The organism is Mesorhizobium sp. M8A.F.Ca.ET.161.01.1.1 (assembly GCF_004792105.1).
Classification (GTDB): Bacteria; Pseudomonadota; Alphaproteobacteria; order Rhizobiales; family Rhizobiaceae; genus Mesorhizobium.
In genome coordinates this window covers 449,901-474,863 of the sequence record NZ_SRTD01000005.1, presented here as the reverse complement: position 1 = coordinate 474,863, position 24,963 = coordinate 449,901, and the positions used below count along the sequence as shown (strand labels likewise).

Here is a 24,963-nt window from a genome sequence, read left to right as displayed (position 1 = left end):
GCCGACAGAACGGCTCAGGGCCAGGCCTTCGAAGCCTTCCGGCGCAGCTACAATGAGGAGCGTCCGCATGAGGCGCTTGCCATGGACACTCCAGCCCAGCATTACCGCCCGTCACAACGAGCCATGCCAAGGACGCCACCCGAGCCCGATTATCCGCAAGAGGCCGCGGTTCGCTGGGTGCGCCACAATGGCGAGATCAGGTGGAATGGCGGCTTCGTCTATGTCTCGCAATCACTGGCCGGCGAAGCCGTCGCGGCCACCGAAGCCGAGGACGGCCAATGGGCACTTACCTTCCATAATTATCCGCTTGGCATCATCGACACCAGACGCATGAAGCTCGTCCGCCGCAGCGCCGCGCCAACCAAACCGCTTGGCGCTGCGGCGGATGCATAGGGGGAGAACTGTTACCTATGTATCCGGTTCAATCTGTTACCCATCTATCGGCTGGACACCGTATCCTCCCGCCGACCGACGACAATTGGAGAACCTTCTGATGCCGACCCCTCTCGTTGTCTCCGACGTCGCCAAGAGCTTCACCATGCATCTTCGCGACGGCATCAAGCTGCCTGTCGTCTCCGGCGTCTCCTTCTCCATCAAGGCGGGCGAATGCACCGTGCTCGGCGGCCCCTCCGGTGCCGGCAAGAGCTCGATCCTGAAGATGCTCTACGGCAACTACGCCGTCGACGAAGGCCAGATCATCGTCACGCACGAGGACGGGTTGATCGATCTCGCCCATGCCAGCCCGCGCACCGTGCTTTCCGTTCGCCGGCAAACGATCGGCTATGTCAGCCAGTTCCTGCGCACCGTGCCGCGCGTCTCGGCTCTCGACGTTGTCGCCGAGCCACTGGTCGAACGCGGCGAGCAGCGCGAGGCAGCCCGAGCCAAGGCCCGCGCCTTGCTGGCCCAGCTAAACCTGCCGGAAAAGCTCTGGATGCTGCCGCCTGCAACCTTCTCCGGCGGCGAGCAGCAGCGCGTCAACATCGCGCGCGGCTTCATCACCGAGCATCCGATCCTGCTGCTCGACGAGCCGACCGCATCGCTCGACGCCACCAACCGCGACGTGGTGATCGAACTCATCGCCGCCAAGAAGCTGGCCGGCGTCGCCCTGCTCGGCATCTTCCACGACCACGATGTGCGCGAGGCGGTGGCCGACCGCATCATCGACGTCACCGCCTTCGCCCCGGGAAAACTCGCCGCATGACCAGGAAATTGTCGGAGACGCCGCTGGTCCACCCCTCAGCGGAGGTGCACAACTCGACGCTCGGCCGCTGGACCGAGATCGCCGACCGCAGCCGGGTCTCGGAAAGCGAACTCGGCGACTATTCCTACATGATGCAGGACTGCGCCGTCTGGTGCGCGACCATCGGCAAGTTTGCCAACATCGCGGCAAGCGTGCGCCTCAACGCCACCAACCATCCGACCTGGCGGCCGACGCTGCACCACTTCACCTACCGCGCGTCGGACTATTGGGATGACGCCGAGCATGAGAGCGAATTCTTCGCTGAGCGTCGCGCCAAGCGCGTCACCATCGGCCACGACACCTGGCTCGGCCACGGCTCGACCGTCCTGCCCGGCGTCACCGTCGGTGACGGTGCCGCGGTTGGCGCCGGAGCGGTCGTCTCCAGGGACGTCGCGCCCTACACAATCGTCGCCGGTGTGCCGGCCAAACCGATCCGCGAACGCTTCGACCGCCGCACCGCCGAACGCTACCAGGCGCTTGCCTGGTGGGACTGGGACCACGCCAGGCTGCGTGCTTCGCTCGACGATTTCCGCGAACTGTCCGCCGAGGCGTTCCTGGAGAAGTACGAGGGATAGGACAATTCCAGGAAAAGTCAGAACCGGTTTTCCTGGAATTGTGTCAGGTGAAGAGACATAGCCGCTCACATCATCGTCATAGAGCGTGCCCCTTCATATCCCTGACACAGGACTCGGACAGGACGCCATCTCCCAAGGAGATCGCCATGCCCGACACTGTCAGACCCTCGCTCGCTGGATTCTTTGCTGGCTCCAATCCGATGCCGCCCGTGCATCTCGGCACGCGCTATGACACTTCCGGCAATTTCCTGATCGAACCCGGCAACACCGTCGTCAGCCATCTGGTCAGCGGCTCACCATCGGAAGCCGTGGTGCTTGCGGTGCGCGATCGGATGATGGCGATGCCGGACGCCGACCGCCTCGCCTTCACGCCGGTTTCCAGCCTGCACATGACGCTGTTCCAGGGCATCATCGAATATCGCCGCCGCTTGCCCTTTTGGCCGCGCGACGTTCCGCTCGACACCGGCATCGACGCCATGACCCGCCTCTATCTGGAGCGCCTGAGAGGCTTCCAGGGCGCCGGCCCGTTCAATATCAAGGTGGTCGAGATCGTGCCGGCCGGCCTCACCGTTGCCGGCGCGACCGACGAGGATGTGCGCATCATGCGTGCATGGCGCGATGCACTGGCTGTGCCGTTCGGCTACCGGCACCCCGACCATGACGCCTACGTCTTCCACATCACCTTCGCCTATCAGATCCAGCGTCTCGCTGACGACAGGGCTGCTGCCTGGCAGGCGCTGTTCGATGAGAGCCTGGCGCTTTTCGGCCGGGAGGCCCCGGTGATCGAGATCAAGCCGCCCGCCTTCTGCGCATTCCGCGACATGAAGCATTTCGAGGAATTGCTGGTGCTCGGCTGATCGCCAGCAGGACGCGGCCGTCGTATCTGTGGAGCGTAACAAAACTGACATGCTGGCGACATGGCAGGTTCATGTGGCTGCGTTAGGCGAGTGCCTGACGATCAATATGGACCGGACTGGAACCAGCCCATGTCAGCAAGCTCTGCGACGCTCGAAATCCGCGGTGTCAGCCGACGATTTGGCAGGAACACCGCCGTCAGCGACGTCAACATCTCGATCCCGCAGGGGCAGATGGTTGGTGTCATTGGTCGTTCGGGCGCGGGCAAATCAACTCTGCTTCGCATGATCAACCGTCTTGTCGACCCCAGCCAGGGGTCGATTTTTTTTGACGGCGCCGAGGTTTCCCGGTTGCGCGGCTCGCCGCTGCGCCGCTGGCAGCGCGACTGCGCCATGATTTTCCAGCAGTTCAACCTGGTGCCGCGCCTCGACGTGCTGACCAACGTGCTGCTCGGCAAATTGAACCACCGTTCGACCCTGTCCAACCTTCTCGGCATGTTTTCGCGCGCCGAGTGCGCGGAAGCGGTCGCCGCGCTCGAGCGGCTCGACATCGCCCGCACCGCACTTCAGCCCGCCGGCACCTTGTCGGGCGGACAGCAGCAGCGGGTCGCCATCGCCCGCGCCATGATGCAGCAGCCCAGGGTGATCCTGGCCGACGAGCCGATCGCCTCGCTCGACCCGCTCAACGCCAAGGTGGTGATGGATTCGCTGCAGGACATCAATCTGCGCGAAGGCATTACCGTCGTCACCAATCTGCATACGCTCGATACCGCCCGCACCTATTGCAACCGCATCATCGGCATGGCCGCCGGCAAGGTCGTCTTCGACGGGCCGCCCGAAGAGCTCAACCGCGAAGCTGTGCGTCTTGTCTACGGCGCCGACAGCAATGGCGGCGAGATATCGGAGGCCATCACCTCCACCAGCGTTGCCTACAAGCAGAAAATCGCCGCATCCGCCGGACCGCTCGAACCCGCATTCCCGGGATACTGAGCCCGTTACGGGCCAGTAGCGAGCGCCTGGATCGTCCGCCCGCGTCAAGGGCACTTGTCAAGATCAAGAACGCTGCCGGCGCGGGGCCGGAACTTACAGGAGAGACATCAATGTTCAGGAAGATGGTTTTCGGCGCCGTTTCGGTGCTCGCCATGGCCACCAGCATTGCCCACGCCGCCGACATGAAGGAATTTCGCGTCGGCATTCTCGGCGGCGAAAACGAAACCGACCGGCTGCGCAACTACCAGTGCCTGGCCGACCACCTGAAGACCGAGTTCGGCTTCGAGAAGGTTTCGCTGTTTCCCGCCGCCGACTATGACGGCGTCATCCAGGGCCTGCTCGGCGGCACGCTCGACTTCGCCGAACTCGGCGCCTCCGGCTATGCCAGCGTCTATCTCAAGGACCCGAAGGCGGTCACCCCGATCCTCACCACCAAGCAGACCGACGGCTCCACGGGCTATTATTCGATCGGCCTGGCGCTGAAGACCTCGGGGATCACAGACATCAAGTCGGCCAAGGGCAAGAAGCTCGGCTATGCCGATCCGGATTCGACTTCCGGCTACCTGATCCCGCTGACCCAGATTCCGAAGGACACCGGCGCCTCGAACGAGACCTTCTTCGGCTCGACCCAGTTCAATGGCGGCCACGAAAACAACGTTCTGGCGGTGCGTGACGGCAAGGTCGACGTCGCGGTCGACGATTCCTCGGGCATCGGCGACTTCAAGAACGGCTACACCTCCGGCACCTTCCACAAGGAAGTCGCCAAGGGCGCCGTCGACCCCAACGACTTCGTCGAAGTCTGGCGCTCGGGCCTGATCCCGAACGGTCCGCTGGTCGTGCGCACCGCGCTCGGCGACGACATGACCGCCAAGCTGGCCGCCTTCTTCACTGATCTGCCCAAGAAGGACAAGGCTTGCTTCGAGGGCGTCGAAGGCGGCGATTTTACCGGCTACGTTCCCGTAAAGCCCGACTTCTACAACGTCATCGTCGAAGCCCGTAAGGCAGCCATCGGCGGCTAACGGCGAAATCGGAAGGGGCGGTGTTCAAAACACCGCCCTTTTTGCATCTCCGATCATGACCCTTTCCGTGACAGCCCCCTCCGACGGCATTCACCAGACGGCCGATGCCTGGCGACGCCAGACGTCGCTGCGCCGGTTCTATACCGTGCTCGGCGTCGGTCTGCTGCTTGCCGCGATGCTTTCCAGCATGTGGTTCGCCGACGAAGCCAATGCCGGGCATTTCTTCGACCGGCTGCCGCACATACTGGATTTCCTGAGCTGGCTGGTCCCGAAAGACTGGAACGACGTCTGGCGGGCGCTGTTCGACATCGCCTCGCCGCATGATACCGGCACCCAGGAATTCAACTTCCCGCTCGGCCGCGTCTATGTCTGGGGCGGTTTCTACGTCCCCGAATATTTCGAGCTGATGCTGACCACGGTGAACGTGGCGCTGGTTTCGACCTTCATCGGCTTCATCTTCGCGGTGCCTTTTTCCTTCATCGCGGCGCGCAACCTGACGCCCCATCCGGCACTGAGGCTGGTGGTCAAGCGTTTCATGGAATTGCTGCGTGCCTTTCCGGAAATCGTCATCGCCGGCCTCTTCGCGGCAATCGTCTCGACCGGTCCGATCGCCGCCATAATCGCCATCGGCCTGCATTCGATCGGCGCACTCGGCAAGCTGTTCTACGAGATCAACGAGAACATCGACATGCGCGCCGAGGAAGGCCTGACGGCGGTCGGCGCCAACTGGTTCGAGCGGGTGCGCTTCGCCGACCTTCCACAGGTGTTGCCCAATTTCGTGTCCTATACGCTGCTGCGGGTCGAGATCAACGTGCGGGCCTCGACCATCATCGGCGCCGTCGGCGGCGGCGGCATCGGCGAAGAGCTGAAGCTGTCCATCTCGCGCGGCTTCGGCGCCAAGACGCTGGCGCTGGTGTTGCTGCTGTTCACGACCATCTTCATCATCGATCAGTTTTCCGCCTGGCTTCGCCGCAAGCTGGTCGGCGAACAAGCCTTTATGATGGGGGCATAGATCATGGCAACCATGACCGCCGAGGAGATGCTGTCGATCGAGGCGCGCCACCCGCAGGTTTTCCGGCGCCCCGCATACAAGCGCTTCGGTCCGCTGCTCCTGTTCGTTGGCACTCTCCTCTATCTGGTCTATGCCTTGTGGTTCTTCAGCCTGCCGCAGGTATTGCGTGAATCGCATTGGGAGCGACTGCCACTTTTCCTGACGCAGTGGATCAGCTACGATCTGCAGCCGGAATTCCGTCTCGACCAGCCGGAGATCATGCCCAAATATCCGCGTTTCTCCGCACTGGGCGACAATCCCAATCCGGATTGGGTAATCAAGAATGCCGACGGGTCCTTCACCGTGCGGATCGACGGCCAGGCCAAATCCGTCACCTTCGACAAGACCTATGCGACGATTGTCGCCAATGGACAGACAGTGCCGGTGGCGCTGACCGGCGGCAAGCCGGTGGTCTCGGGTCCGGTGCCCGACTGGATGACGGTTCACGATGACGAGGTGGTCGCCAAGATGGGCTTTGTCGGCGAGGTGCGCGTCACCGTCGACCGGGTCAAGATGCGCAAGCGCTTCCTCGGCTGGGCGAACTTCGTCTTCGACACACGCTCGCCCTTCTTCGGCAAATCAGTGGGGCAAGTGATTTCGCTGATCATATCGGGACCCGAGCTGAAACCAGGCACCTCGAACCTCGCGCTGGCCGGCGACAACATCTGGAACAACGCCCAATGGCAGCACGGCGACGTCTGGACGAAGCTCCTGCAGACCATCGTCATGGCTTTCCTCGGCACGCTGCTCGGCGGCATCGTCGCCTTCCCGCTGGCCTTCTTCGCGGCGCGTAACATTACGCCAAGCGGCGTGCTCAGCCAGGGGCTCAAGCGCTTCTTCGACTTCATGCGCTCGGTCGACATGCTGATCTGGGCGCTGTTCTTCACCCGCGCCTTCGGCCCTGGTCCGCTGGCCGGCAGCGCCGCTATCTTCTTCACCGAGATCGGCACGCTCGGCAAAGTCTATTCGGAAGGTCTGGAGAACATCGACGACAAGCCACGTGAAGGGGTGCTTTCGACCGGCGCCAACGGCCTTTTGGTGCAGCGCTACGGCGTTATGCCCGAAGTGATCCCGATCTTCATCAGTCAGACCCTCTACCAGTGGGAATCCAACACCAGGGGCGCCACCATCATCGGCGCGGTCGGCGCCGGCGGCATTGGCCTGAAACTGTGGGAAGCGATGCGCACCAACTCCAACTGGGCCAACGTCTTCTACATGGTGCTGCTGATCCTGCTCGTCGTCTTCATCTTCGACAACATATCCAACTTCCTGCGCCGCAGGTTGAGCCGGACGATCCACGACTACAATAGGATCCAGGCCCAGCAGGGATAACGATCTCGCCTCAGGGCATGTTGAGATTCGGGTCAGGCCGAGTCGAAAATGCAGGGTTACGAGAACCGGAGCGGAGCGTACTTTTGGGTACGTGAGCACCGGAAGCGCAGGAACCCTGCATTTGCAGACCGGCCTCACCCGAATATCGACGTGCCCTAAGCCTAAGCCGCCTTCTTCCACCCATCCCTGATATGCTTGTACCCCTCGCGATAAACCGCTTCCGGCGTCTCGGAAAAATCGCGCCACACTTTCGTCGCCGCCGCCAGATCCTTCAGCGAGCGCCCGAACGCCTCGATGGTCAGCCAGTCGTCATAGCCGCTGTTGCGGATCGCCGCGAAGGTTTCTTTCCACGGAATGTTGCCGCGCCCCGGCACGCCGCGATCGTTCTCCGATATGTGGATATGCACGACATTCCTGCGGTGCTTCGTATAGGCGCCGATCGGGTCGGCCTCCTCGATATTGGCGTGGAACGTGTCGTACATCGCCTTGATGTGCGGCCGGTCGATGACGTCGACATGCTCCGACAAGTCGGCCATGGTGTTGAGAAGATAGCATTCGAAGCGGTTCAGCGCCTCGAGCCCGATGGTGACGTTCCTCTTGCCGGCATGGTCGCCGATGGCGCGTTGCGAGGCGATGGAGCGCTTCTTCTCGGCGGCTGTCGGCCCGGTTCCGGAAAAGGCGCCCAGCGTCGAATGCAGCGGTCCGCTCAGCGTGAGGGCGCCAAGCGCATCGGCGCAATCGATGGCCCATTTCATGTAATCCACACCGGCCTTGCGCGTTGCAGCATCGGCCGAGATCAGGTTCATCGAGGGATCGCCCATCGCTGAAACCGCCGTCCGCTCCAACCCGATGCGGTCGAGCAGCTCGCCCAGTTTCCGGTAGTCGTCCGGCGTCCCGGCGAAGATCGGTATCTCGACACCGTCGAAGCCGGTGGCCTTGATGTCGCGAAGCAATGGCTCGTGCTTCTTCGACACTGCCGTCGTCCACAAGAACATGCACATGCCGATTTTCATCGACGCCCTCCCCATTTTCAAGGCCGGCTGGTTGTTCCCGCCAACTTCGCGCCAAGCCCCCTCATCCGGCCGCTACGCGGCCACCTTCTCCCTGAGGGGAGAAGAGACTGACGCCGGCACCAGCGACCTCCTCTCCCCTCAGGGAGAGGTCGGATTGCCCCGAATTGCCCTTCGCAATTCGGTTGGCAATCCGGGTGAGGGGGAATTCCGCGCTTGCCAGGCCCCCCTTACAGCTTCGTCCACGCCCCATTCTTCTTCGACGACTTCACACAGGCTTCGATGAAAGCCATGCCTTCGACGCCGTCCTGAATGGTCGGGAAGACGACATCCTTTGCCGGCTTGCCGCCCTTGCGCCGCGCCGCGCGGATGGCGCGTGCGGCCTCCTGGTAGATATTGGCGAAGCCCTCAAGATAGCCCTCGGGGTGGCCTGACGGAACGCGGCTGACGCGGCCTGCCACCGGCAACGCGCCGGCGCCGTTGCGGGTGATCAACTGTTTCGGCTGGCCGAACGGCGTGTACCAGAGATAGTTGGGATCGGCCTGCACCCACTCCAGCCCGCCCTTCGAACCGTAGATGCGCAGCTTCAGGCCGTTCTCATGACCGGGCGCCACCTGGCTCGCCCAGATCATGCCCTTGGCCGGATGCGTTTTTCCCGCCGGTTTGAAACGCAGCATGACGTTGACATTGTCGTCGAGCAGTCTCCCCGGCACGAAGGCATCGAGATCGGCCGACAGGGAGTCGAGCTCGAGTCCGGAGACGAAGCGGGCGAGGTTATAGGCATGGGTGCCGATGTCGCCGAGCGCGCCGCCGGCCCCCGCTTGCTTGGGATCGCCGCGCCACGACGCCTGCTTCTGACCGGTGGCGGCGAGGTCCTCGGTCAGCCAGTCCTGCGGATATTCCGACTGCACGATGCGGATGTCGCCAAGCACGCCCTTGGCCACCATTTCGCGCGCCTGCCGCACCATCGGATAGGCGGTGTAATTGTGGGTGAGCACGAACACCTTGCCGGTCTTTTCGACTATCGCCGCAAGCTTTTTCGCCTCGGCCAGCGTGGTTGCCAGCGGCTTGTCGCAGATCACGTGAATGCCCGCTTCGAGGAAAGCCCTGGCCGCCGGCACATGGACGTTGTTGGGAGTGACGATGGCCACCGCCTCGATGCCGTCCGAGCGCTTCGCCTCGGCCTTGGCCATTTCCGCGTAGGACGCATAGCTGCGCGAGGGATCGAGCCCGAGTTCGGCGGCCGAGGCCTTGGCGCGTGCCGGATCGGACGACAGGGCGCCCGCGATGAGCACGAAATCATTGTCCAGTCGCGCCGCGATCCGGTGCACCGCGCCGATGAAGGCGCCTTGCCCGCCGCCGACCATGCCGTAGCGGATCGGGCCGCCTCCCGTTTCCGACTTCGATGCGCCTACCATATTTTTCTCCCTCGTATGAAATACCCCTCCCCCAAGGGGGAGCCAAAGCCGTGTCAAATTCCCATCATGGCGCGCAGCAGCTTCTTGTCCGTGGTGCCGGCGGCGAAATCGTCGAATGCCTTCTCGGTCACCCGGATGATGTGGTGCTGGATGAAGGGCGCCCCTTCGGCCGCACCGTCCTCAGGATGCTTCAGGCAGCATTCCCATTCCAGCACCGCCCAGGAATCGTAATTGTACTGCGTCAGCTTGGAGAAGATGCCACCGAAATCCACTTGCCCATCACCGAGCGAACGGAAACGGCCGGCACGGTTCGTCCAGCTCTGGTAACCGGAGTACACGCCCTGCCGGCCGGTCGGATTGAACTCGGCGTCCTTGACGTGGAACGCCTTGATCCGCTCGTGATAGATGTCGATGAATTCGAGATAGTCGAGCTGCTGCAGCAGGAAGTGCGAAGGGTCGTAATTGATGTTGCAGCGCTTGTGGCCGCCGACGGCATCGAGGAACATCTCGAAGGTGGCCCCATCGAACACGTCCTCTGAAGGATGGATTTCGTAGCCGACATCGACACCATTGTCCTCATAGGCGTCGAGGATCGGCTTCCAGCGTTTGCCGAGTTCGCCGAAGGCTTCCTCGATCAGACCGGCGGGCCGCTGCGGGAAGGGATAGAGGTAGGGGAAAGCCAGCGAGCCGGTGAACGACACCGAGGCATTCAGCCCGAGATTGCGCGATGCCTTGGCACCGAACTTCATCTGTTCGACGGCCCATTCCTGCCGCGCCTTCGGGTTGTTGTGCACCGATGGCGGCGCGAACCCATCCATCTGCGCGTCATAGGCCGGATGCACCGCCACCAATTGCCCCTGCAGATGCGTCGACAGTTCGGTGATCTCGACCCCGGCGTCAGTGCAGATGCCCTTCACCTCATCGCAATAGGCCTTGGAAGACGCAGCCTTCTTGAGGTCGAACAGGCGCGCGTCCCAGGTCGGGATCTGCACGCCCTTGTAGCCGAGACCGGCGGCCCATTTGGTGATCGACGCCAGCGAATTGAACGGCGCGGCGTCGCCCGCGAACTGCGCCAGAAACAGTCCAGGGCCCTTCATTGTCGTCGGCATCGGCATCCTCCTCATTTTGTCGCGACCAAGCATAGCGCCGATTGGAAGCAGGGCCAGCCATTTTGGTCTTTTCGAACCAGGCGCCTTGCAGGCACGGCCATTCTGGTATTACCAAATAGGGGATTTTGGTCAAGCCTGACAATGTCTCGGCAAAGCCCTCCGCATATCCAAAATATCGGCACATAACGCAATACAATCAATGTTATAATTCACACAGGAAGTAGCGTCTCCACGCTTCTTGCCGTTCCAGGGAATTTGCTGTAGACCTCGCTTCAGGCCCAATTGGTCGAACCAGTTTGCGGGAAAAGGCTGGGGATGCCTTGGGGAGGAACCCTTGCGTCGTCTTTCGGCGATGCATGTCGCAGGCAAACCATACGGACGAATCTGGGAAGGACGGACCATGCATCTTTCGACGCACAACTGGATGCGCGCGGAACCCCTTGAGACGACGCTCAAGCGCATCAAGAAATTCGGCTATGAGTCGATCGAGATTTCCGGCGAGCCCGCGCAGTACAAGACCAAGGAGACGCGGGCGCTGCTGAAGGAGCATGGCATCCGCTGCTGGGGCGCGGTGACCCTGATGTTAGGCGAACGCAACCTCGCCGCCAGGAACCAAGGCCAGCGCGAGCGCTCCGTGCAATACGTCAAGGACGTGCTGACGATGGTCAGCGAGCTCGACGGCGAGATCATCACGCTGGTTCCGGCAACCGTCGGCAAGGTGGTGCCGGACGGCACCGAGGAAGAGGAGTGGAAGTGGGTCGTCGACGCGACCCGCGAATGCTTCACCCACGCCAAGAAGGTCGGCGTCAAGATTGCCGTCGAGCCGCTGAACCGCTTCGAGACCTATCTGTTCAACCGCGGCGCACAGGCGCTGGCGCTGGCTGATGCGGTCAGCCCCGAATGCGGCGTCTGCCTTGACGCCTACCACCTCCACATGGAGGAATTTAATGTCCATGACGCCATCCGGCAGGTCGGAAAGCGCCTGTTCGACTTCCATGTCGCCGACAACAACCGCTTCGCCGCCGGCCTCGGCCAGATCGACTGGCCCAGGATCGTCGCGACCTTGAAGGAAGTCGGCTATGATGGCGCGCTGACCAACGAGTTCGTCGCCCCGGTCGACCGCACGCCGGCGGCACCCTATCCCGACATGGTTGAGCGCCACCCGGTCGATATCTCGCCCGAGCAGCTGAAGTTCATCCAGGATCACGGCTCCAGCGTCCTCACCGAGAAATTCTACACCGACCAGATGCGCATCACCGCCGAAACGCTGTTGCCGCTGATCAAGTAGTCGACCGCCTCTGGGAATTTGCCCTTCCGCCCTGGCCGGCGGCGGGGCTGGGGAAAAATATGCGCATCAAGACAGTCCAGGCCTGGTGGGTCCGCGTCCCGATCGAAGCCGCGAAGCAGCATCGCAGCGACTTCGGCCAGGTGACGACCTTCGACGCGGCCATCCTGCGCATCGAAACCGATGACGGGCTGGTCGGCTGGGGCGAAGGCAAGAATGCGGCTGGCAGTGCCGGCAGCTATGGCGCCCTCGTCCATATGCTGAACCAAGAAGTCGGGCCGCAATTGATCGGCCGCGATCCGGCCGATATCGGCGTCATCTGGGAAATGCTCTACAACGGCGTGCGCCACCAGAGTGCCGCCCATGCAGGCCACGCCATGCCGCAGCTGGCGCGGCGCGGCATGAGCGTCGCCGCCATCAGCGCCGTCGACATCGCGCTCTGGGACATCCTGGGCAAGTCGCTGGGCCAGCCGGTCTGGCGGCTTCTCGGTGGCCGTAAGGTCGATCGCATGCAGGCCTATGCCTCCGGTGGCTGGGCGTCGGCCGATGCCATCGGCGAGCAATTGAAATCTTATATCGCCAGGGGCGGCTTCAAGGCGCTGAAGATGCGGGTGGGCGCCATGGATGGCGCCGCGCATATTTCCGCGGCTCGCGTGCGCGCGGCACGCCAGGCGCTCGGCCCCGATGTCGATCTGATGGTCGATGCCCACGGAACCTATACCGTGGCGGAAGCCAAGCGCTTCATCCACCTCGTCGGCGATCTCGACCTCGCCTGGTTCGAGGAGCCCGTGATCGCCGACGACAAGCCGGGCATGGCCGAAGTGCGCGCCGCCGGCGCCGTTCCGATCGCCACCGGCGAAAGCGAGGCGACGCGCTATGCCTTTCGCGACCTCGCCGTGCTCAAGGCCGCCGACATCTTCCAGCCGGATCCGGCCTTTTGCGGCGGCATCAGCGAGGCAATGAAGATCGGCACCATCGCCAGCGCCTTCAATTTGCGCTTTGCGCCGCATCTATGGGCCGGCGCGCCCTGCTTCTTCGCCGGACTGCATGTCTGTGCCGCATCGCCTTCGAGTTTCACGGTCGAATATTCGCTCGGCGCCAACCCGATGATCCACGATCTGGTCGATGAGACTGTCGAAGCGAAGGACGGTATGATAGCGATCCCGGAAAAGCCCGGATTGGGATTCACCATTTCGGAGCGATTCCTGGAGGCGCACGCGCAACGCAATTGACGATGAAAGAAAACAACCTTCTCGCGGAACTCGCCGCCTATCTGTTCTCCCACTCGGACAAGGAGAGCGGCCGCACGCCTTCCGAACGCGAGTTGGCTGAGCATTTTGGCGTCAGCCGCGGGCAGATCCGCGAAGCGCTTGCCATCCTCGAAGCCATGCGCATCGTCGAGCGCCGCGCCAAATCAGGCATCTACATCGACACCAAACAGGCGAGCGTGGAGGCGCTGGCGCTGTTCGCACGCGCCGGCCTGCCGCTCGATCCCCTGCAGATTTATGAAACGGTCGAGTTGCGCAAGATCCATGAGATCAAGGCCGCGGAGCTTGCCTGCTCGCGCGCCACCGAGGAAAATTTCGAACGGCTGCGCGAAATCCTGAAGGTCTCCGAGGAGCGCATCGCCGCTGGCGAAGGCTTGGCCAAGGAGGACCGCGAATTCCACCTCGAAATCGTGCGCGCCACCAAGAACAGCGTCTTCCACAACATCTGCAGCGTCTACTATCTGATGGGCGAGCAGCGCCTGCCGATCTACTTCAACGATCCCGAACGCAGCGTGCGCTCACATGCCGAGCACGTGCAGATCTACGAGGCGCTGCTGCGCCGCGACGGCAATCTCGCCCAGGCGCTGATGAGCGCCCATCTGCAAGGCGCCGAAAGCTACTGGAAGGGCCTGATCGAGGGCGGCATGGCGGCTTCGCCCGCAGGCGCGGCGCTCGAAAAGGCCTGACCGTGACCCAGACCGTGCCAAAGATCCTGTCGACCCATCCGCTGCACCCGCGCGCCTCGGCCAAGCTCGCCGGCGCCGGTCAGCTGGTGATCGCTTCGGCGCTGGACGCCGGCACATTGGCCAGGGAGGCCAAGGATGCCGACATCGTCATCGTGCGGGCGCCGCTGCCGCCGGCGCTGTTCGAGGGCGCCTGGAAGCTGAGGGCCGCAATTCGCCATGGCGCGGGGCTCGACATGATCCCGATGGAAGCAGCCGCGGCAGCCGGCGTGCTGGTGGCTAACGTGCCGGCGGTCAATGCCCGCTCGGTCGCCGAACATGTCATGTTCACCGCGCTTGCGCTGCTGCGGCAATTCCGCAGGGTCGACCGCGACCTGCGCGCCAAGGGCTGGCTTGCCGGCCGCGAGCATGCCAACTCCAACATCGAACTCGCCGGCAAGACCATCGGCATCGTCGGCCTCGGCGCAGTCGGGCAAGCCGTCGGGCATATCGCCGCGCACGGCTTCGACCTCAAGGTTGTGGCAACGACGCGCAGCATGCAGCCGGCGCCGGAAAAAGGCGGCTTCCTGTCGATCGACGCGCTGGTCGAGCAGAGCGACATCATCGTGCTCTGCTGCCCGCTGACGCCGGAGACGCGCGGCCTGATCAGCCGCGAGCGCATCGCCCGCATGAAACCCAACGCACTGCTGATCAACGTGTCGCGTGGGCCGGTCGTCGACGACGACGCGCTGATCGAGGCCTTGCGGCAGCGCCGCATTGGCGGCGCCGCGCTCGACGTTTTCTCGACACAGCCGCTACCGGCAAATCATCCCTATTTCGGCTTCGACAATGTCATCATCACCCCGCATATGGCAGGGATTACCGAGGAATCGATGATGCGCATGGGCGTCGGCGCGGCCGGCGAGACCCTGCTGGTGCTGGCCGGCAAGCTGCCTGTCAATCTGCGCAATCCCGAAGTGGTCGATCATTACCGGCGGCGGTTTCCGGCCGACACGTGAAATACACCGCGGTTTCGCTTCAATTGTTGGTGACGCTGAAAGTCATGTTGTATCGTCGCTTGGCATCCTTGGTTCTCGCCGCGTGTTCGACCGCGGCCTTGCCTGCACTCGCTGCGGCAGAGGGCAGCGACTATGTCTACTGCAGCAATGGAATCGTCTGCTTCAGAGACCCTTGTCCCTCGGGTAACGCGCTGGATCTGGCCACCGGCAAGGTCATCAAAGGCGTGGCGCTCAACACCACCGAATTGGCGCTGCAAGACAGGGCCGCACCCGACACTTCCGACAAGCTTCAAGCGGGAAAGCTCGTCGTCAGAGGATCGATCCAGCATCGCGGTGAGCCGAACGACCCGCCCATGCTGGTCGTTACGCGTATCGAACGCGCCTCTGGCAAAGCCGAGCGCAGGCGCTGCGCGGCGCACTGATTGCCGTGGGCACGCTGCTCGTCACAGCAGGCTCTCCACTTCAGCCGCTATCCGCAGCAGACGATGGTCGTGGCCGTTGCGCGCGACCAGCATCAGGCCAGCCGGCAGCGCCGTGCCCGGCATTGGCAGCGAGATCGCGCAGAGGTCGAACTGGTTGGCGACCTGCGTGTTGCGCAGCAGCAGGCCTTCGACGTGGTCGCGCAACTCGGCATCCTCGGCCATGTAAGCGATGGTCGGCGCCGTCACCGGCGTGGTCGGCAGAGCCAGCACATCAACCGATGTCAGCCGCTCATCCATGGCTGCTGCCAGAGCAGTGCGGCGGCGCAAGGCCCTGATGTAGACCGGCGTCGGCAGCATGGCCGCCCGCGACAAGGGTCCACTCACATGCGGGTCGACCGGCGCCGGCGCGCCTGCCGCCAGCCAGTCGGCATGCACCTCGGCGCCTTCCATGGCGGCGATCGAACCGCGCTTGGTGGCCGCACGAAACTCCGCGATCATGTCGTCGATCGACAGATCCGCAATGTGCGCGCCGGCCTGTTCGATCCTGCCAAGACAATGCTCGAAGGCCGCGGCAACCCCGCCTTCTATGTCGCCGAAAAGAACGCCGCGCGGAATGCCAATGCGAAGCCCGGCGAGTGGAATGGCGGCCAATTCGTTCGGCGCCTCGCCGGCCATCACCGCGTCGGCGGCTGCGCATTGCGAGACGGTTCGGGCGAGCGGCCCGATAGAGTCCAACGTGCCCGAAAGCGGAAAGGCGCCGGTCAGCGGCACGCGCCGTGCTGTCGGCTTGAAGCCGACGACACCATTGAGCGCCGCCGGGATGCGGATCGAACCACCGGTGTCGGACCCGATCGAGATGTCGCTCGTCCCCTCGCCGACAGACACGCCGGCGCCCGAGGACGAACCGCCTGGAATGCGCCCTGGGTCGACGGGATTGCCGGGCGTTCCGTAATGCATGTTGTCGCCGATCGCGGTGAAGGCGAATTCGGTCATGTTGGTCTTGCCGATGATGACCGCACCGGCTTGCCGAAGCCGGCCGACGATGGCCGCATCGCGCTGAGCCGGCGCGGCGGTCTTGCGCATCAGCGAGCCCGCCGTGGTCGCTTCGCCGGCGACATCGAACAGATCCTTGATCGAGACAATGGTGCCGTCGAGCGGCCCAAGAGTCACGCCGGCTCGTTTGCGGGCATCGCTGGCGTCAGCCGCGGCCCGTGCGGCTTCGGCATAAAGCTTCGTGTAGACCTTCTCGTCGGCTGCACGACTGGCAAGACGTGACAGGATGTTTTCGAGACGGTCGCGGATTGATTGCATGTCGATGTCGGACTCCGCCAGGATAGAACGTCCTTCGGGCAAGCAGCCGCCAGGCCTGCCGAAGGAATAACCCGGCCAGCGTGCCTTTGCACCGGCCAGCGACAGGAAGATACTGATGCTGTACAAGGGCAGCTGCCATTGCGGCAAGGTTGCGTTCGAAATCGAGGGCGAGCTCGAGGGCGTCGTTCGCTGCAATTGCTCGATCTGCGCCCGCAAGGGTGCGCTGCTGTGGGCCGTGCCACATGACAAGCTCACACTCGTCGCCTGGGGCGATGACCTTGGCCGCTACACATTCGGCGAAGCGAAAATAGCACACCGCTTCTGCCGAACCTGCGGCATCCATCCCTTTGCCGAAGACATCAGCGAAAGCGGCGAACGCAGCGCCTACGTCAACATCAACTGCTTGACCGGTCTCGACCCGTCCACCTTGTCGATCTTCGACTTCGATGGGCGCTCGGCCTGAAGCAGTTCTGCTCTACCGGTAGCCTGTTGCATCGGCTGGTTTGCCGGCATCCTGAACCTCCGGAACATAGCGCCAGGCATCGGGTCGCGAGCCGTCCAAATCGGTGAAACCATAGACCTGCGCCAGCCCGCCGCTGGACAGCGACTGGCCGTTCCAGCGCGAGCGATCCGGATCCGTGGCCAAAGCGGCGACGGCGCGGCCGACGAAGCGCGGCGTTTCGGAGATGACGAAATGGGGCACTTTCGCCGTGGCGTCGCGCCAGTTTTCTTCGGCGACGCCATAGATCTCCAGCATCATTTCCGAACGCATCCAGCCCGGCGTCAGCGAGACCGACGTGGCGCCGTGTTTTGCAAGGTCCTTGGCGTGAGCCCAGGCCATGCGGTTCACCGCCACCTTGGCAAGGTCGTAGAAAGGCGACAGGCGATAATGCCGGGCATTGTATTCGGCGGTGCCGTCGGTGATCTCGACAAGCAGCCCGCCCGGCCGCTCGATCATCAACGGCAAGGCATGGTGCGCGGTGATCAGATGCGTGTCGATGGCCAGGCGCAGCATGCGCAGGCCGTTCTCCAGATTGTGCTCCCAGACCGGCTTGTCCCATTCGAACAGCTTTTCGCCGCCCCAGATATCGTTGACCAGTATGTCGAGGCGACCCTGCTCGTCACGGATGCGCTCGACCAACCTGCGTACTTCATCGGCGATGAGATGATCGACCTTCACGGCGATGCCCGTGCCGCCGTTCACGGTGACCAGTTCAGCCGTCTCCTCGATGGTCTCTGGCCGGGCATACTCGGATTGCTGGCCGCGCGTGCTCCGCCCCGTGACATAGACGGTGGCGCCGGCGGCGCCGAGTTCGACCGCTATGCCGCGCCCGGCGCCCCGTGTGCCGCCGGCAACCAGGGCAACTTTCCCTTGCAACGTCATTGAACTCTCCCAAAACAGCACCATCGATCAAATCCGAGCTGGCAAACGCCGCTCGCAACATATATAAATGATCATTCGGTTATATTGGAATGTCAAGATGACCCGTCCCAAAACCCGGTCCGACGAACAGGTGCTGGAAGCAGCCTTGCGATTGATCCACGAGCACGGGCCGGAGGCGCTTACCTTCGAGCGTCTGGCAAAAGCCTGCGGCCTGTCCGGCGCAACCCTGGTGCAGCGCTTCAAGAACAAGGCGCGGTTGAAGCAGCGCACCTTGCTGCATGCCTGGGATGATCTCGACGACAAGACCAGAACGCTGGCCACCGGCGTTGCTAGAACCCCGGCCGGTGCCATCGAATTGCTGGTGGCGCTGTCGCAGGGCTATGGCGGCATCGAGTCCTATGCCGAGGGCCTGCTCGTCTTGCGCGAGGATCTGCGCGATCCTGTGCTCAGGGCGCGCGGCGCTACCTGGAAGGCATTCCTGTGCGCTGCTCTTGCGGCCTGCTTCGCTGAAATCGACGACCCGCCACCAGACGTCGGCCTGCTGATGGCGTCGCACTGGCAAGGTTCGTTGCTATGGTGGAGGTTTGATCCGACCATCGAAGTGGCCGTCTATGTCGAGGACAGTCTCAACCGCTTCGTCGCCGCCATCACAACGGCAACGGCCCGAAAACCGTAGTGGTTCTCGGGCCGTTGCCAATGGTAGCTGTTGGGAGAGACTATTCGGCCTGCCTCGGGCCGCGCAGGAACACCACGATGGCAGCCAGCAGCGTGGCGACGCCGCAATAGGCAAAGGCACTGGCGACGCCGGCATGGTCGACCAGCAGGCCGCCAAAGACGGCGCCCAGCGCAATCGCCACCTGGAAGGTTGCAACCATCAGACCGCCGGCGCTCTCGGCCTGGTCGGGTGCTGCCCGTACCAGCCAGCTCTGCAGCCCGACCGGCACCGCGCCGAAGGCAAAGCCCCAGGCCGCGACGGCAGTGGCGGCGATCGTGGGCGACGCGCCAAGGATCAGCATCGAGGCGGCCGCCAATGCAATCAGCAGAGGCGCCAGCGCGATGGCGGCCTTGAGGTTGCGTTCGGCGAGGATGCCGCCGGCGATGTTGCCGAAGAAACCGCCTATGCCGTAGGCCAGCAGCACCAGCGAGATCGTCTCGATGTTGAGCACCGGCACCTTCTCGAGGAAGGGACGGACATAGGTGAAACCGGCAAAGTGCCCGGACGCGACCAGCAGCACGACCAGCAGGGCAACCCTGATCGACGGCCGCTCCAGCACTTCGAGCAAGGTGCGGAAGCTCGCGACGCCCACCGGCGGCAGTTTCGGAATGGTCGCCAGTTGCACCAGCAGTGCCAGCGCCCCGACGATGGTCGCGATCATGAATGCCGTGCGCCATCCCCAGATGTCGCCGACATAGGCGCCGACCGGAGCCGCGGTGACGGTGGCAAGCGACACGCCGGTCAGGATGATCGACATCGCCCGCGGCATCAGCCGCATCGGCACCAGCCGCAACGCCATGGCGGCCGACATGGCCCAGAAGCCGCCAAGGGCCACGCCGAGCACGACGCGGGCCAGCAGGAGCATGGGCAGCGACGAGGCAAAGGTGGCGAGAAGGTTGGACAGGATAAGGAACGCCGTCAGCATCCACATCACCAGCCTGCGGTCCATGCGCCTTGTGATGATGGCCATGGTGGGAGCGGCGATGGCGCCCACGATCGCGGTCGCCGTCACCGCTTGCCCGGCAACGCCTTCGCTTACGCCGAGATCGCGCGCCATCGGCGTCAGCAGACTGGCGGGCAGGAATTCGGCGGTGACCAGACCGAAAACGCCCAGGGCGAGCGAGACCACGGCACCCCACGCCGGTTCGGTTCGTTCATCGGATTCGGCGGGGTCGAGAAGTGCGGCGTCAATGGCGCCTGTCGCGGGTTCGGCCATGGTCAGTCTCCGATCTGTTTGCGGCGCCACATAGAAAACAACCGGGCTCTGGCATCACCCGTTACATGCTTGCCGTCGTGGCTTGGCTATGCGGCCGGTCTTCGATTTGTTTGCAGCGCAGCATTTGGCTGCACCGCAACATGGGAGTGACGAGTTGGAGTTTCCATGCTAGAAACGCCGGAATGAATTACAATTCGTCCAAAATGGCGCAGCCGACTTCCGGTGATCCGCTGACCGACATGCTGCGTGGATTACGGCTCGACGGCGTCGACTACGGCCGCTGCGTGTTGGGCGAGCCCTGGGCCGTTTCCTTTCCCGCACAGAAGGCGGCTCGGTTTCATTTCATCGGCCAGCAGGGCTGCTGGCTGTTCTCACCGGCCAAGGAGTGGATCGAACTATCCGTGGGCGACGCGCTTTTGATCCCGCGCGGCGACGCGCATGTCCTGGCCAGCGCGCCCGGCGTGCCCCCGGTGCCGATCGGCCGCTACACGATCGAACCGGTGTGCGAAAACATCTACGACGTCTCCAACGAGTGTGGCGGCCCCAAGACCTTGCTGTTTTGCGGCAGCATGCATTTCAATCTCGACGGCTCGCACCCGCTGCTCGACATGATGCCCAACCTGATGCAGGCGCATAAGCTGATGGCGAACGCACCGGGCATTCGGCATCTGCTCGACGCGATGGCCGGCGAAGTGACGATGGACCGGGTCGGCTCCGGCGGAATCCTTGCCCGCCTTGCCGATGTGCTCGCCGCCACGATCATCCGCTCCTGGGTCGAGAACGGCTGTGGCGATGCCACCGGCTGGATCGCGGCCGTCCGCAATCCCGACATCGGCAAGGTGCTGGCGACCATCCACCTGCAGCCGGATCGCGATTGGAGCGTCGAGGCGCTGGCGCGGATGATGGGAGCCTCGCGCTCCGCCTTTGCCCAGCGCTTCGCCACGGTGGTCGGAGAGACGCCGGCCAAATATGTGCTGCGCGTGCGCATGCACCAGGCCAGGCAATGGTTGGCCCGGGATGGCATGAGGGTGTCGGTGGCGGCGGCGAGACTGGGCTATGATTCGGAAGCATCCTTCAGCCGCGCCTTCAAGCGGGTGATGGGCGTGGCGCCGAGCCATCTGCGCCACATTGGTGCCGGCGAAGAGCCGTCCTGACGTCAGGCAGCCAAATCACGCCAATCCCTCCCGGCTGGAGGAATTGCCAGGTCTTTTGGACGCGGCGTCATTGCCGGCCGGCTTCCGGCGGATAGGCTGGCCCGTGGAGGAAATCCCATGGCCAATCATTTCGTACTGCTCGCGCTTGGTGTCCTGTCGGTCATTCCAGGACGCGCCTTTGCTCTCGAGGACAGCTATCTGCCGGCAGGCAAGATCCCTTACGTCGCCGAGGCGCTTGACCAGCCGCAGCGCCTGGGACCACTGTGGGGCGAAAGGGCCAAGGGGTCCGCCGGAACCTTGCTGAAAGTCCCGGGCAACTGGCGCGCCCCCGTGCACGCGCACACCGCCGACTATCGCGCCGTGGTCATCCAGGGTCTATGGGCGCACTGGCAGATGCAAGGCGGCGAGGCGAGCAAGGTCGAACTGCCACCTGGATCCTACTGGACCCAGAAGGCCGATGAGATGCATGACGACGCCTGCCTCTCGCAGACGGAATGCGTGATCCTGTTGATCAACGACACGCCTTACGAGACCTACCTGCCGAAATAGCCGCGCCTTATGACGCGTGCCGCAAGCTGACTCCACTGCCCTTGTCGAACAGCACCACCTTGTCGGGGTTCCAGGCAAAGCGCACCGGTTGCTCGATCGCGACATCGGTCCTGGCCGGCACCGTGGCGCGCAGGGTTGTATCGCCGACCCGCAGCGTCAGGATCTTTTCCACGCCATGGTTCTCGACGTCGTGGACACGCGCCTCGACCGGTGCGCCGCTTTCCAGATACACATCCTCCGGACGGATGCCGAAGACGAGCGGGCGACCCTCGGTCGCCCCACTCGCCTTGGCTCCCCCTGCAAACGGCAGTTCAAAATTCAATGGCGCCATCACCGCACGGCCGTTCACCAGCCTGCCGTCGATGAGGTTCATCGGCGGCGAGCCGACGAAGCTCGCCACGTAGGTGTCGCGCGGGTTGTTGTAGATCTCGTGAGGCGTGCCGGTCTGGATGATGCGGCCATGGTTGAGCACGCCGACTTTGTCACCCATCGACATCGCCTCGATCTGGTCGTGGGTAACGAACAGGAAAGTGGCGCCGAGCTGTATCTGCAGGTTCTTCAACTCGGTGCGCAGCGCCTCGCGCAATTTGGCGTCGAGCGCCGACAGCGGCTCGTCCATCAGGAACACGCGCGGCTTGCGCACGATGGCGCGGCCGATGGAGACGCGCTGCATTTCGCCGCCGGACAGCCGGTCGGTCTTGCGGTCGAGCAGGTGCTCGATCCGTAGCGTGCGGGCGGCGCGGTCGACGCGGTCCTTGATCTCGGCGTCAGGCAGCCTGCGGATCTTCGGCTTCAGCGGAAATTCGAGGTTTTCGCGCACCGTGTAGCGCGGGTAGAGCGAATATTGCTGCAGCACCAGCGCCACGTCGCGCTCGGCCGCGCCCCAGTCGGCAACGTCGACCCCATCGATGAAGACCTGCCCCGCGCTCGGCTTCTCCAGCCCGGCGATCAGCCGCAGCGTGGTCGTCTTGCCGGCGCCCGTTTCGCCGAGCAGGACGAAGAATTCGCCATCGGCGATGTCGAGGTCGAGGCCGGTCAAGGCCGTGTGGTTACCGAACGTCTTGGAGATATTCTTGAGCTGGATATGGGCCATCAGAGCCTCACCTCAAGCGACTTGCCGCTTGCCTTGTCGAAGAAATGCGCCTGCGTCGGATCGATCCTGGCAAAGACCTTTTCGCCGGGGCCTGAAATGAAGCCGCTCTTGGTGCGGGCACGCAGCATATTGGAGCCGACCTTGAGGTCGACGATGTCGAAGGAGCCGAGCGGTTCGACGATCTGCGTCTCGACGGCCATGAAGCCGTCGGCCGCATCGCGGCGAATGAGCACCCCTTCGGGCCGGATGCCGAGCGCCAACGCGTCGCCGGCATGACCGTTGAGCTTCGACAGCAGCGTGCGCGGAAACTCGAAGCCGGCGGCCGCGTCGCCTAGGGTCACCGATGCGGCCGAGGCTTTCTCGGTCACGGCCGCGTCGGCGACATTCATCACCGGGCTGCCGACGAACTGGGCCACGAACAGATTGGCCGGCTGCGAATAGACCTCGTCGGGCGTTCCCACCTGCTGCAACACGCCCTCATGCATGATGACGATGCGGTCGGCGAGGCTCATCGCCTCGATCTGGTCGTGCGTGACGTAGATGGTGGTCGAGCCCTGCTTGATGTGCAGCCGCTTGATCTCGGCCCGCATCTCTTCGCGCAGCTTGGCGTCGAGCGCGCCGATCGGCTCATCCATCAGCATCGCCTTCGGCCGCCGCACCAGCGCCCGGCCGATCGCCACCCGCTGCATGTCGCCGCCTGAAAGCGCCGACGGTTTTTTGGCCAACAGGTCTGAAATTTGCAGCGTCTTGGCGACCGAGCGTACTTCCTGGTCGATCTCGCTTTTGCTCTTGCGCGTGGCGCGGAGCGGAAAGGCGATGTTCTCGTAGACGCTCATATGAGGGTAGAGTGAAAACGACTGGAAGACCATGGCGATATCGCGGTCGGCCGCCTTCAAATGCTGGACCGGCTTGCCGTCGATGAGGATGTCGCCCTCGCCGATGGTTTCCAGTCCGGCGATGGCGCGCAACGTCGTCGTCTTGCCGCAGCCGGACTGCCCAAGCAGCACGATGAACTCATTGTCCGCGATCTTGAGGTTGAGGTCCTTGATGACCTGGACGGCACCGAAGAATTTCTGGACGCCGCGAAGCTCTATCTGGGTCAATGCTGTGCTCCCGGATTTCGCGTATCCGCGCCATGGCCGGTGCCGGCCTCTTCCTCTGGCGCTATCTTCGAGGTGATGTTGAAACCGATCAGCCCGATCAGGATGATGGTCAGGCCGTAGCTGTGCAGCAGCATGTTCCACGGCTGGCAGAGTGCGACGATGCCGAGCACCATCAGCACTTGGCTACCGGGCTCCAGATATTTCTGATTGATGGCGCGAAAGCTCATTTGCGGATCGCTCCGAAGGACATGCCGCGCAGCAGATGATTGCGAAGCAGGAAGGTGAAGATGGCGACCGGCAGCAAGAACAGGAAGGTTCCGGCGGCAATCACCGTCCAGTCCGGCAGGCCGGAGCCGACCTGGCTGGGAATGAACGGCGGCGCCGTCTGGGCGCGGCGGTTGGTCATGATCAGCGCGAAGGCATATTCGTTCCACGCGGTGATGAAGCAGAACACGGCTGTGGCGGCGATGCCGGTGGCGGCCTCCGGCAGCACGATCTTGAAGAAGGCTTCCATGCGTGTGTAGCCGTCGACGAGTGCCGCCTCCTCATACTCCTTCGGGATTTCGTCCATGAAACCCTTCATCAGCCACACCGAGAAGGACAGGTTGAAGGCAGTGTAGAGGATGATCAGGCCGATATGGGAATCGTTGAGGCCGACCGCGCGGTACATCAGGAACATCGGGATCGCCACCACCACCGGTGGCAGCATGCGTGTCGACAGGATGAAGAAGAGCAGGTCCGCCTCTCCTTTCACCTTGAAGCGAGAGAAGCCATAGGCGGTGAACGTGCCCATGCCGACAGCCAGCACCGTCGAAGTGATGGCGATGATCAGCGAGTTCAGGAAGCGGCTCGGATAGCCCGACCACTGCACCTGGCCCTTGCCGTCGCGCACGATCTTTTCACCGCCGTCGAACACGACGCGCTCCCACCATGGGGCGGCCGCGTACTCTTCCGGCGAAGGCGGACTGCGCAATTGGGAGCGCTTGGTGAACAGCTTCACGAAGGGCGATATCTCCGGCTGGAAGACGACGGTCGGCGGAATGGTGGTGGCAAGATTGCGCGGCTTGAACGCCGTCGAGGCGATCCAATAGATCGGCGCCAGGAAGATGATGGTCACCAGCAGCACGGCGACGATGGCGACGCGGTTGAAGGTGATTTCGGAAGAAGTGCGGACGGCCGCCATC

General features: G+C 63.5%; 26 protein-coding genes and 1 pseudogene. 17 read left to right on the top strand and 10 right to left on the bottom strand.

The window, feature by feature from the left end:
* The 8 genes and pseudogenes from EN804_RS16540 to phnE (EN804_RS16505) all read left to right on the top strand — a co-directional run.
* Nucleotides 1-393: pseudogene (locus EN804_RS16540) on the top strand (integrase core domain-containing protein); the annotation flags it as partial.
* 100 nt (nt 394-493) lie between these two features.
* Entirely contained in the window at nt 494-1,201 is a 708-nt protein-coding gene (phnL, locus tag EN804_RS16535; RefSeq protein WP_127277885.1) for a phosphonate C-P lyase system protein PhnL, read from the top strand.
* Complete coding sequence (locus tag EN804_RS16530; RefSeq protein WP_135865817.1) at nt 1,198-1,815, top strand: DapH/DapD/GlmU-related protein; 618 nt, start codon at nt 1,198-1,200, stop codon at nt 1,813-1,815. Before phnL ends, EN804_RS16530 begins: the two co-directional genes overlap by 4 nt.
* A gap of 146 nt (nt 1,816-1,961) precedes the next feature.
* The gene (locus EN804_RS16525) at nt 1,962-2,672 is read left to right on the top strand and encodes a DUF1868 domain-containing protein (RefSeq protein ID WP_135920277.1); all 711 of its coding nucleotides are present in this window, start codon (nt 1,962-1,964) and stop codon (nt 2,670-2,672) included.
* Nucleotides 2,673-2,801: 129 nt separating this feature from the next.
* The gene (gene phnC, locus EN804_RS16520; protein WP_135920275.1) at nt 2,802-3,659 is read left to right on the top strand and encodes a phosphonate ABC transporter ATP-binding protein; all 858 of its coding nucleotides are present in this window, start codon (nt 2,802-2,804) and stop codon (nt 3,657-3,659) included.
* Nucleotides 3,660-3,769: 110 nt separating this feature from the next.
* Entirely contained in the window at nt 3,770-4,678 is a 909-nt protein-coding gene (phnD, locus tag EN804_RS16515; RefSeq protein ID WP_135881444.1) for a phosphonate ABC transporter substrate-binding protein, read from the top strand.
* A gap of 55 nt (nt 4,679-4,733) precedes the next feature.
* Complete coding sequence (phnE, locus tag EN804_RS16510) at nt 4,734-5,690, top strand: phosphonate ABC transporter, permease protein PhnE (protein ID WP_135881445.1); 957 nt, start codon at nt 4,734-4,736, stop codon at nt 5,688-5,690.
* Nucleotides 5,691-5,693: 3 nt separating this feature from the next.
* Nucleotides 5,694-7,061: a phosphonate ABC transporter, permease protein PhnE gene (phnE, locus tag EN804_RS16505; RefSeq protein ID WP_127277891.1), complete on the top strand. Its 1,368-nt coding sequence runs from the start codon at nt 5,694-5,696 to the stop codon at nt 7,059-7,061.
* Nucleotides 7,062-7,222: 161 nt separating this feature from the next.
* On the opposite strand, the gene EN804_RS16500 is transcribed toward phnE (EN804_RS16505), so the two are convergent.
* The 3 genes from EN804_RS16500 to EN804_RS16490 form a co-directional block, all read right to left on the bottom strand.
* On the bottom strand, nt 7,223-8,074 hold the full coding sequence (locus tag EN804_RS16500; RefSeq protein WP_135920273.1) for a sugar phosphate isomerase/epimerase: 852 nt from the start codon (nt 8,072-8,074) through the stop codon (nt 7,223-7,225).
* A 227-nt stretch (nt 8,075-8,301) separates the two neighbouring features.
* On the bottom strand, nt 8,302-9,489 hold the full coding sequence (locus EN804_RS16495) for a Gfo/Idh/MocA family oxidoreductase (RefSeq protein WP_135920271.1): 1,188 nt from the start codon (nt 9,487-9,489) through the stop codon (nt 8,302-8,304).
* Between the two features lie 53 nt (nt 9,490-9,542).
* Nucleotides 9,543-10,598, bottom strand: a complete 1,056-nt coding sequence (locus tag EN804_RS16490) for a sugar phosphate isomerase/epimerase (protein WP_127277894.1) — start codon at nt 10,596-10,598, stop codon at nt 9,543-9,545.
* Between the two features lie 400 nt (nt 10,599-10,998).
* Here EN804_RS16490 and EN804_RS16485 point away from each other — a divergent pair, with 400 nt between their 5' ends.
* Genes EN804_RS16485 through EN804_RS16465 form a run of 5 tightly spaced genes read left to right on the top strand, consistent with a single transcriptional unit; the run spans nt 10,999 to nt 15,254 of the window.
* Nucleotides 10,999-11,886, top strand: a complete 888-nt coding sequence (locus tag EN804_RS16485) for a sugar phosphate isomerase/epimerase (protein ID WP_127277895.1) — start codon at nt 10,999-11,001, stop codon at nt 11,884-11,886.
* Between the two features lie 59 nt (nt 11,887-11,945).
* Complete coding sequence (locus EN804_RS16480; protein ID WP_135881447.1) at nt 11,946-13,115, top strand: mandelate racemase/muconate lactonizing enzyme family protein; 1,170 nt, start codon at nt 11,946-11,948, stop codon at nt 13,113-13,115.
* Nucleotides 13,116-13,117: 2 nt separating this feature from the next.
* On the top strand, nt 13,118-13,837 hold the full coding sequence (locus EN804_RS16475; RefSeq protein ID WP_135920270.1) for a FadR/GntR family transcriptional regulator: 720 nt from the start codon (nt 13,118-13,120) through the stop codon (nt 13,835-13,837).
* Nucleotides 13,838-13,851: 14 nt separating this feature from the next.
* A complete protein-coding gene (locus EN804_RS16470; RefSeq protein WP_135920290.1) occupies nt 13,852-14,832 on the top strand; it encodes a hydroxyacid dehydrogenase in 981 nt (326 codons plus the stop codon).
* Complete coding sequence (locus tag EN804_RS16465) at nt 14,829-15,254, top strand: hypothetical protein (RefSeq protein ID WP_245464555.1); 426 nt, start codon at nt 14,829-14,831, stop codon at nt 15,252-15,254. Before EN804_RS16470 ends, EN804_RS16465 begins: the two co-directional genes overlap by 4 nt.
* A 21-nt stretch (nt 15,255-15,275) precedes the next feature.
* On the opposite strand, the gene EN804_RS16460 is transcribed toward EN804_RS16465, so the two are convergent.
* Nucleotides 15,276-16,565, bottom strand: coding sequence for an amidase (locus EN804_RS16460; RefSeq protein ID WP_135920288.1), 1,290 nt, complete (start codon nt 16,563-16,565; stop codon nt 15,276-15,278).
* 115 nt (nt 16,566-16,680) lie between these two features.
* Between EN804_RS16460 and EN804_RS16455 the strand changes: the two genes are divergently transcribed.
* Nucleotides 16,681-17,028, top strand: coding sequence for a GFA family protein (locus EN804_RS16455; protein ID WP_127279578.1), 348 nt, complete (start codon nt 16,681-16,683; stop codon nt 17,026-17,028).
* Nucleotides 17,029-17,040: 12 nt separating this feature from the next.
* Here the strand turns inward: EN804_RS16455 and EN804_RS16450 are convergent, their stop codons facing one another.
* Nucleotides 17,041-17,949 carry an SDR family oxidoreductase gene (locus EN804_RS16450; protein ID WP_135865836.1) on the bottom strand — a complete coding sequence of 303 codons (909 nt, stop codon included), beginning with the start codon at nt 17,947-17,949 and terminating at the stop codon, nt 17,041-17,043.
* Between the two features lie 97 nt (nt 17,950-18,046).
* Between EN804_RS16450 and EN804_RS16445 the strand changes: the two genes are divergently transcribed.
* Nucleotides 18,047-18,625 (top strand): TetR/AcrR family transcriptional regulator, encoded by a 579-nt coding sequence (locus EN804_RS16445; protein WP_246693434.1) that lies wholly within the window; start codon nt 18,047-18,049, stop codon nt 18,623-18,625.
* A gap of 40 nt (nt 18,626-18,665) precedes the next feature.
* Here EN804_RS16445 and EN804_RS16440 read toward each other — a convergent pair whose 3' ends face one another.
* A complete protein-coding gene (locus tag EN804_RS16440) occupies nt 18,666-19,880 on the bottom strand; it encodes an MFS transporter (protein WP_135865840.1) in 1,215 nt (404 codons plus the stop codon).
* A 182-nt stretch (nt 19,881-20,062) separates the two neighbouring features.
* On the opposite strand from EN804_RS16440, the gene EN804_RS16435 reads away from it, so the two are divergent.
* Together EN804_RS16435 and EN804_RS16430 are read left to right on the top strand one after the other, a co-directional pair.
* Nucleotides 20,063-21,034 (top strand): AraC family transcriptional regulator, encoded by a 972-nt coding sequence (locus EN804_RS16435; RefSeq protein ID WP_135920266.1) that lies wholly within the window; start codon nt 20,063-20,065, stop codon nt 21,032-21,034.
* A 117-nt stretch (nt 21,035-21,151) separates the two neighbouring features.
* Entirely contained in the window at nt 21,152-21,583 is a 432-nt protein-coding gene (locus EN804_RS16430; RefSeq protein WP_135920264.1) for a DUF4437 domain-containing protein, read from the top strand.
* A gap of 7 nt (nt 21,584-21,590) precedes the next feature.
* On the opposite strand, the gene EN804_RS16425 is transcribed toward EN804_RS16430, so the two are convergent.
* Genes EN804_RS16425 through EN804_RS16410 form a run of 4 tightly spaced genes read right to left on the bottom strand, consistent with a single transcriptional unit; the run spans nt 21,591 to nt 24,962 of the window.
* On the bottom strand, nt 21,591-22,676 hold the full coding sequence (locus EN804_RS16425; RefSeq protein ID WP_127872317.1) for an ABC transporter ATP-binding protein: 1,086 nt from the start codon (nt 22,674-22,676) through the stop codon (nt 21,591-21,593).
* On the bottom strand, nt 22,676-23,779 hold the full coding sequence (locus EN804_RS16420; RefSeq protein ID WP_135920262.1) for an ABC transporter ATP-binding protein: 1,104 nt from the start codon (nt 23,777-23,779) through the stop codon (nt 22,676-22,678). Before EN804_RS16420 ends, EN804_RS16425 begins: the two co-directional genes overlap by 1 nt.
* On the bottom strand, nt 23,776-24,006 hold the full coding sequence (locus EN804_RS16415) for a hypothetical protein (protein ID WP_127279269.1): 231 nt from the start codon (nt 24,004-24,006) through the stop codon (nt 23,776-23,778). Before EN804_RS16415 ends, EN804_RS16420 begins: the two co-directional genes overlap by 4 nt.
* A complete protein-coding gene (locus tag EN804_RS16410) occupies nt 24,003-24,962 on the bottom strand; it encodes a carbohydrate ABC transporter permease (RefSeq protein ID WP_127279270.1) in 960 nt (319 codons plus the stop codon). The genes EN804_RS16415 and EN804_RS16410 overlap by 4 nt, the downstream gene beginning before the upstream one ends.
* Between the last annotated feature and the right edge of the window lies 1 nt (nt 24,963).

Excerpts from the sequence above, each read along its gene's own strand:
- EN804_RS16500 (WP_135920273.1), bottom strand. The coding sequence starts at position 8,074 with ATGAAAATCGGCATGTGCATGTTCTTGTGGACGACGGCAGTGTCGAAG.
- EN804_RS16485 (WP_127277895.1), top strand. The coding sequence starts at position 10,999 with ATGCATCTTTCGACGCACAACTGGATGCGCGCGGAACCCCTTGAGACG.
- EN804_RS16440 (WP_135865840.1), bottom strand. The coding sequence starts at position 19,880 with ATGGCCGAACCCGCGACAGGCGCCATTGACGCCGCACTTCTCGACCCC.
- EN804_RS16415 (WP_127279269.1), bottom strand. The coding sequence starts at position 24,006 with ATGAGCTTTCGCGCCATCAATCAGAAATATCTGGAGCCCGGTAGCCAA.
- EN804_RS16430 (WP_135920264.1), top strand. The coding sequence starts at position 21,152 with ATGGCCAATCATTTCGTACTGCTCGCGCTTGGTGTCCTGTCGGTCATT.
- phnE (WP_127277891.1), top strand. The coding sequence starts at position 5,694 with ATGGCAACCATGACCGCCGAGGAGATGCTGTCGATCGAGGCGCGCCAC.
- EN804_RS16425 (WP_127872317.1), bottom strand. The coding sequence starts at position 22,676 with ATGGCCCATATCCAGCTCAAGAATATCTCCAAGACGTTCGGTAACCAC.
- phnC (WP_135920275.1), top strand. The coding sequence starts at position 2,802 with ATGTCAGCAAGCTCTGCGACGCTCGAAATCCGCGGTGTCAGCCGACGA.
- EN804_RS16445 (WP_246693434.1), top strand. The coding sequence starts at position 18,047 with ATGACCCGTCCCAAAACCCGGTCCGACGAACAGGTGCTGGAAGCAGCC.
- EN804_RS16525 (WP_135920277.1), top strand. The coding sequence starts at position 1,962 with ATGCCCGACACTGTCAGACCCTCGCTCGCTGGATTCTTTGCTGGCTCC.
- EN804_RS16490 (WP_127277894.1), bottom strand. The coding sequence starts at position 10,598 with ATGCCGACGACAATGAAGGGCCCTGGACTGTTTCTGGCGCAGTTCGCG.
- EN804_RS16495 (WP_135920271.1), bottom strand. The coding sequence starts at position 9,489 with ATGGTAGGCGCATCGAAGTCGGAAACGGGAGGCGGCCCGATCCGCTAC.
- EN804_RS16450 (WP_135865836.1), bottom strand. The coding sequence starts at position 17,949 with ATGACGTTGCAAGGGAAAGTTGCCCTGGTTGCCGGCGGCACACGGGGC.
- EN804_RS16480 (WP_135881447.1), top strand. The coding sequence starts at position 11,946 with ATGCGCATCAAGACAGTCCAGGCCTGGTGGGTCCGCGTCCCGATCGAA.
- EN804_RS16455 (WP_127279578.1), top strand. The coding sequence starts at position 16,681 with ATGCTGTACAAGGGCAGCTGCCATTGCGGCAAGGTTGCGTTCGAAATC.
- phnE (WP_135881445.1), top strand. The coding sequence starts at position 4,734 with ATGACCCTTTCCGTGACAGCCCCCTCCGACGGCATTCACCAGACGGCC.
- EN804_RS16410 (WP_127279270.1), bottom strand. The coding sequence starts at position 24,962 with ATGGCGGCCGTCCGCACTTCTTCCGAAATCACCTTCAACCGCGTCGCC.
- EN804_RS16460 (WP_135920288.1), bottom strand. The coding sequence starts at position 16,565 with ATGCAATCAATCCGCGACCGTCTCGAAAACATCCTGTCACGTCTTGCC.
- EN804_RS16435 (WP_135920266.1), top strand. The coding sequence starts at position 20,063 with ATGAATTACAATTCGTCCAAAATGGCGCAGCCGACTTCCGGTGATCCG.
- phnL (WP_127277885.1), top strand. The coding sequence starts at position 494 with ATGCCGACCCCTCTCGTTGTCTCCGACGTCGCCAAGAGCTTCACCATG.
- EN804_RS16530 (WP_135865817.1), top strand. The coding sequence starts at position 1,198 with ATGACCAGGAAATTGTCGGAGACGCCGCTGGTCCACCCCTCAGCGGAG.
- phnD (WP_135881444.1), top strand. The coding sequence starts at position 3,770 with ATGTTCAGGAAGATGGTTTTCGGCGCCGTTTCGGTGCTCGCCATGGCC.
- EN804_RS16475 (WP_135920270.1), top strand. The coding sequence starts at position 13,118 with ATGAAAGAAAACAACCTTCTCGCGGAACTCGCCGCCTATCTGTTCTCC.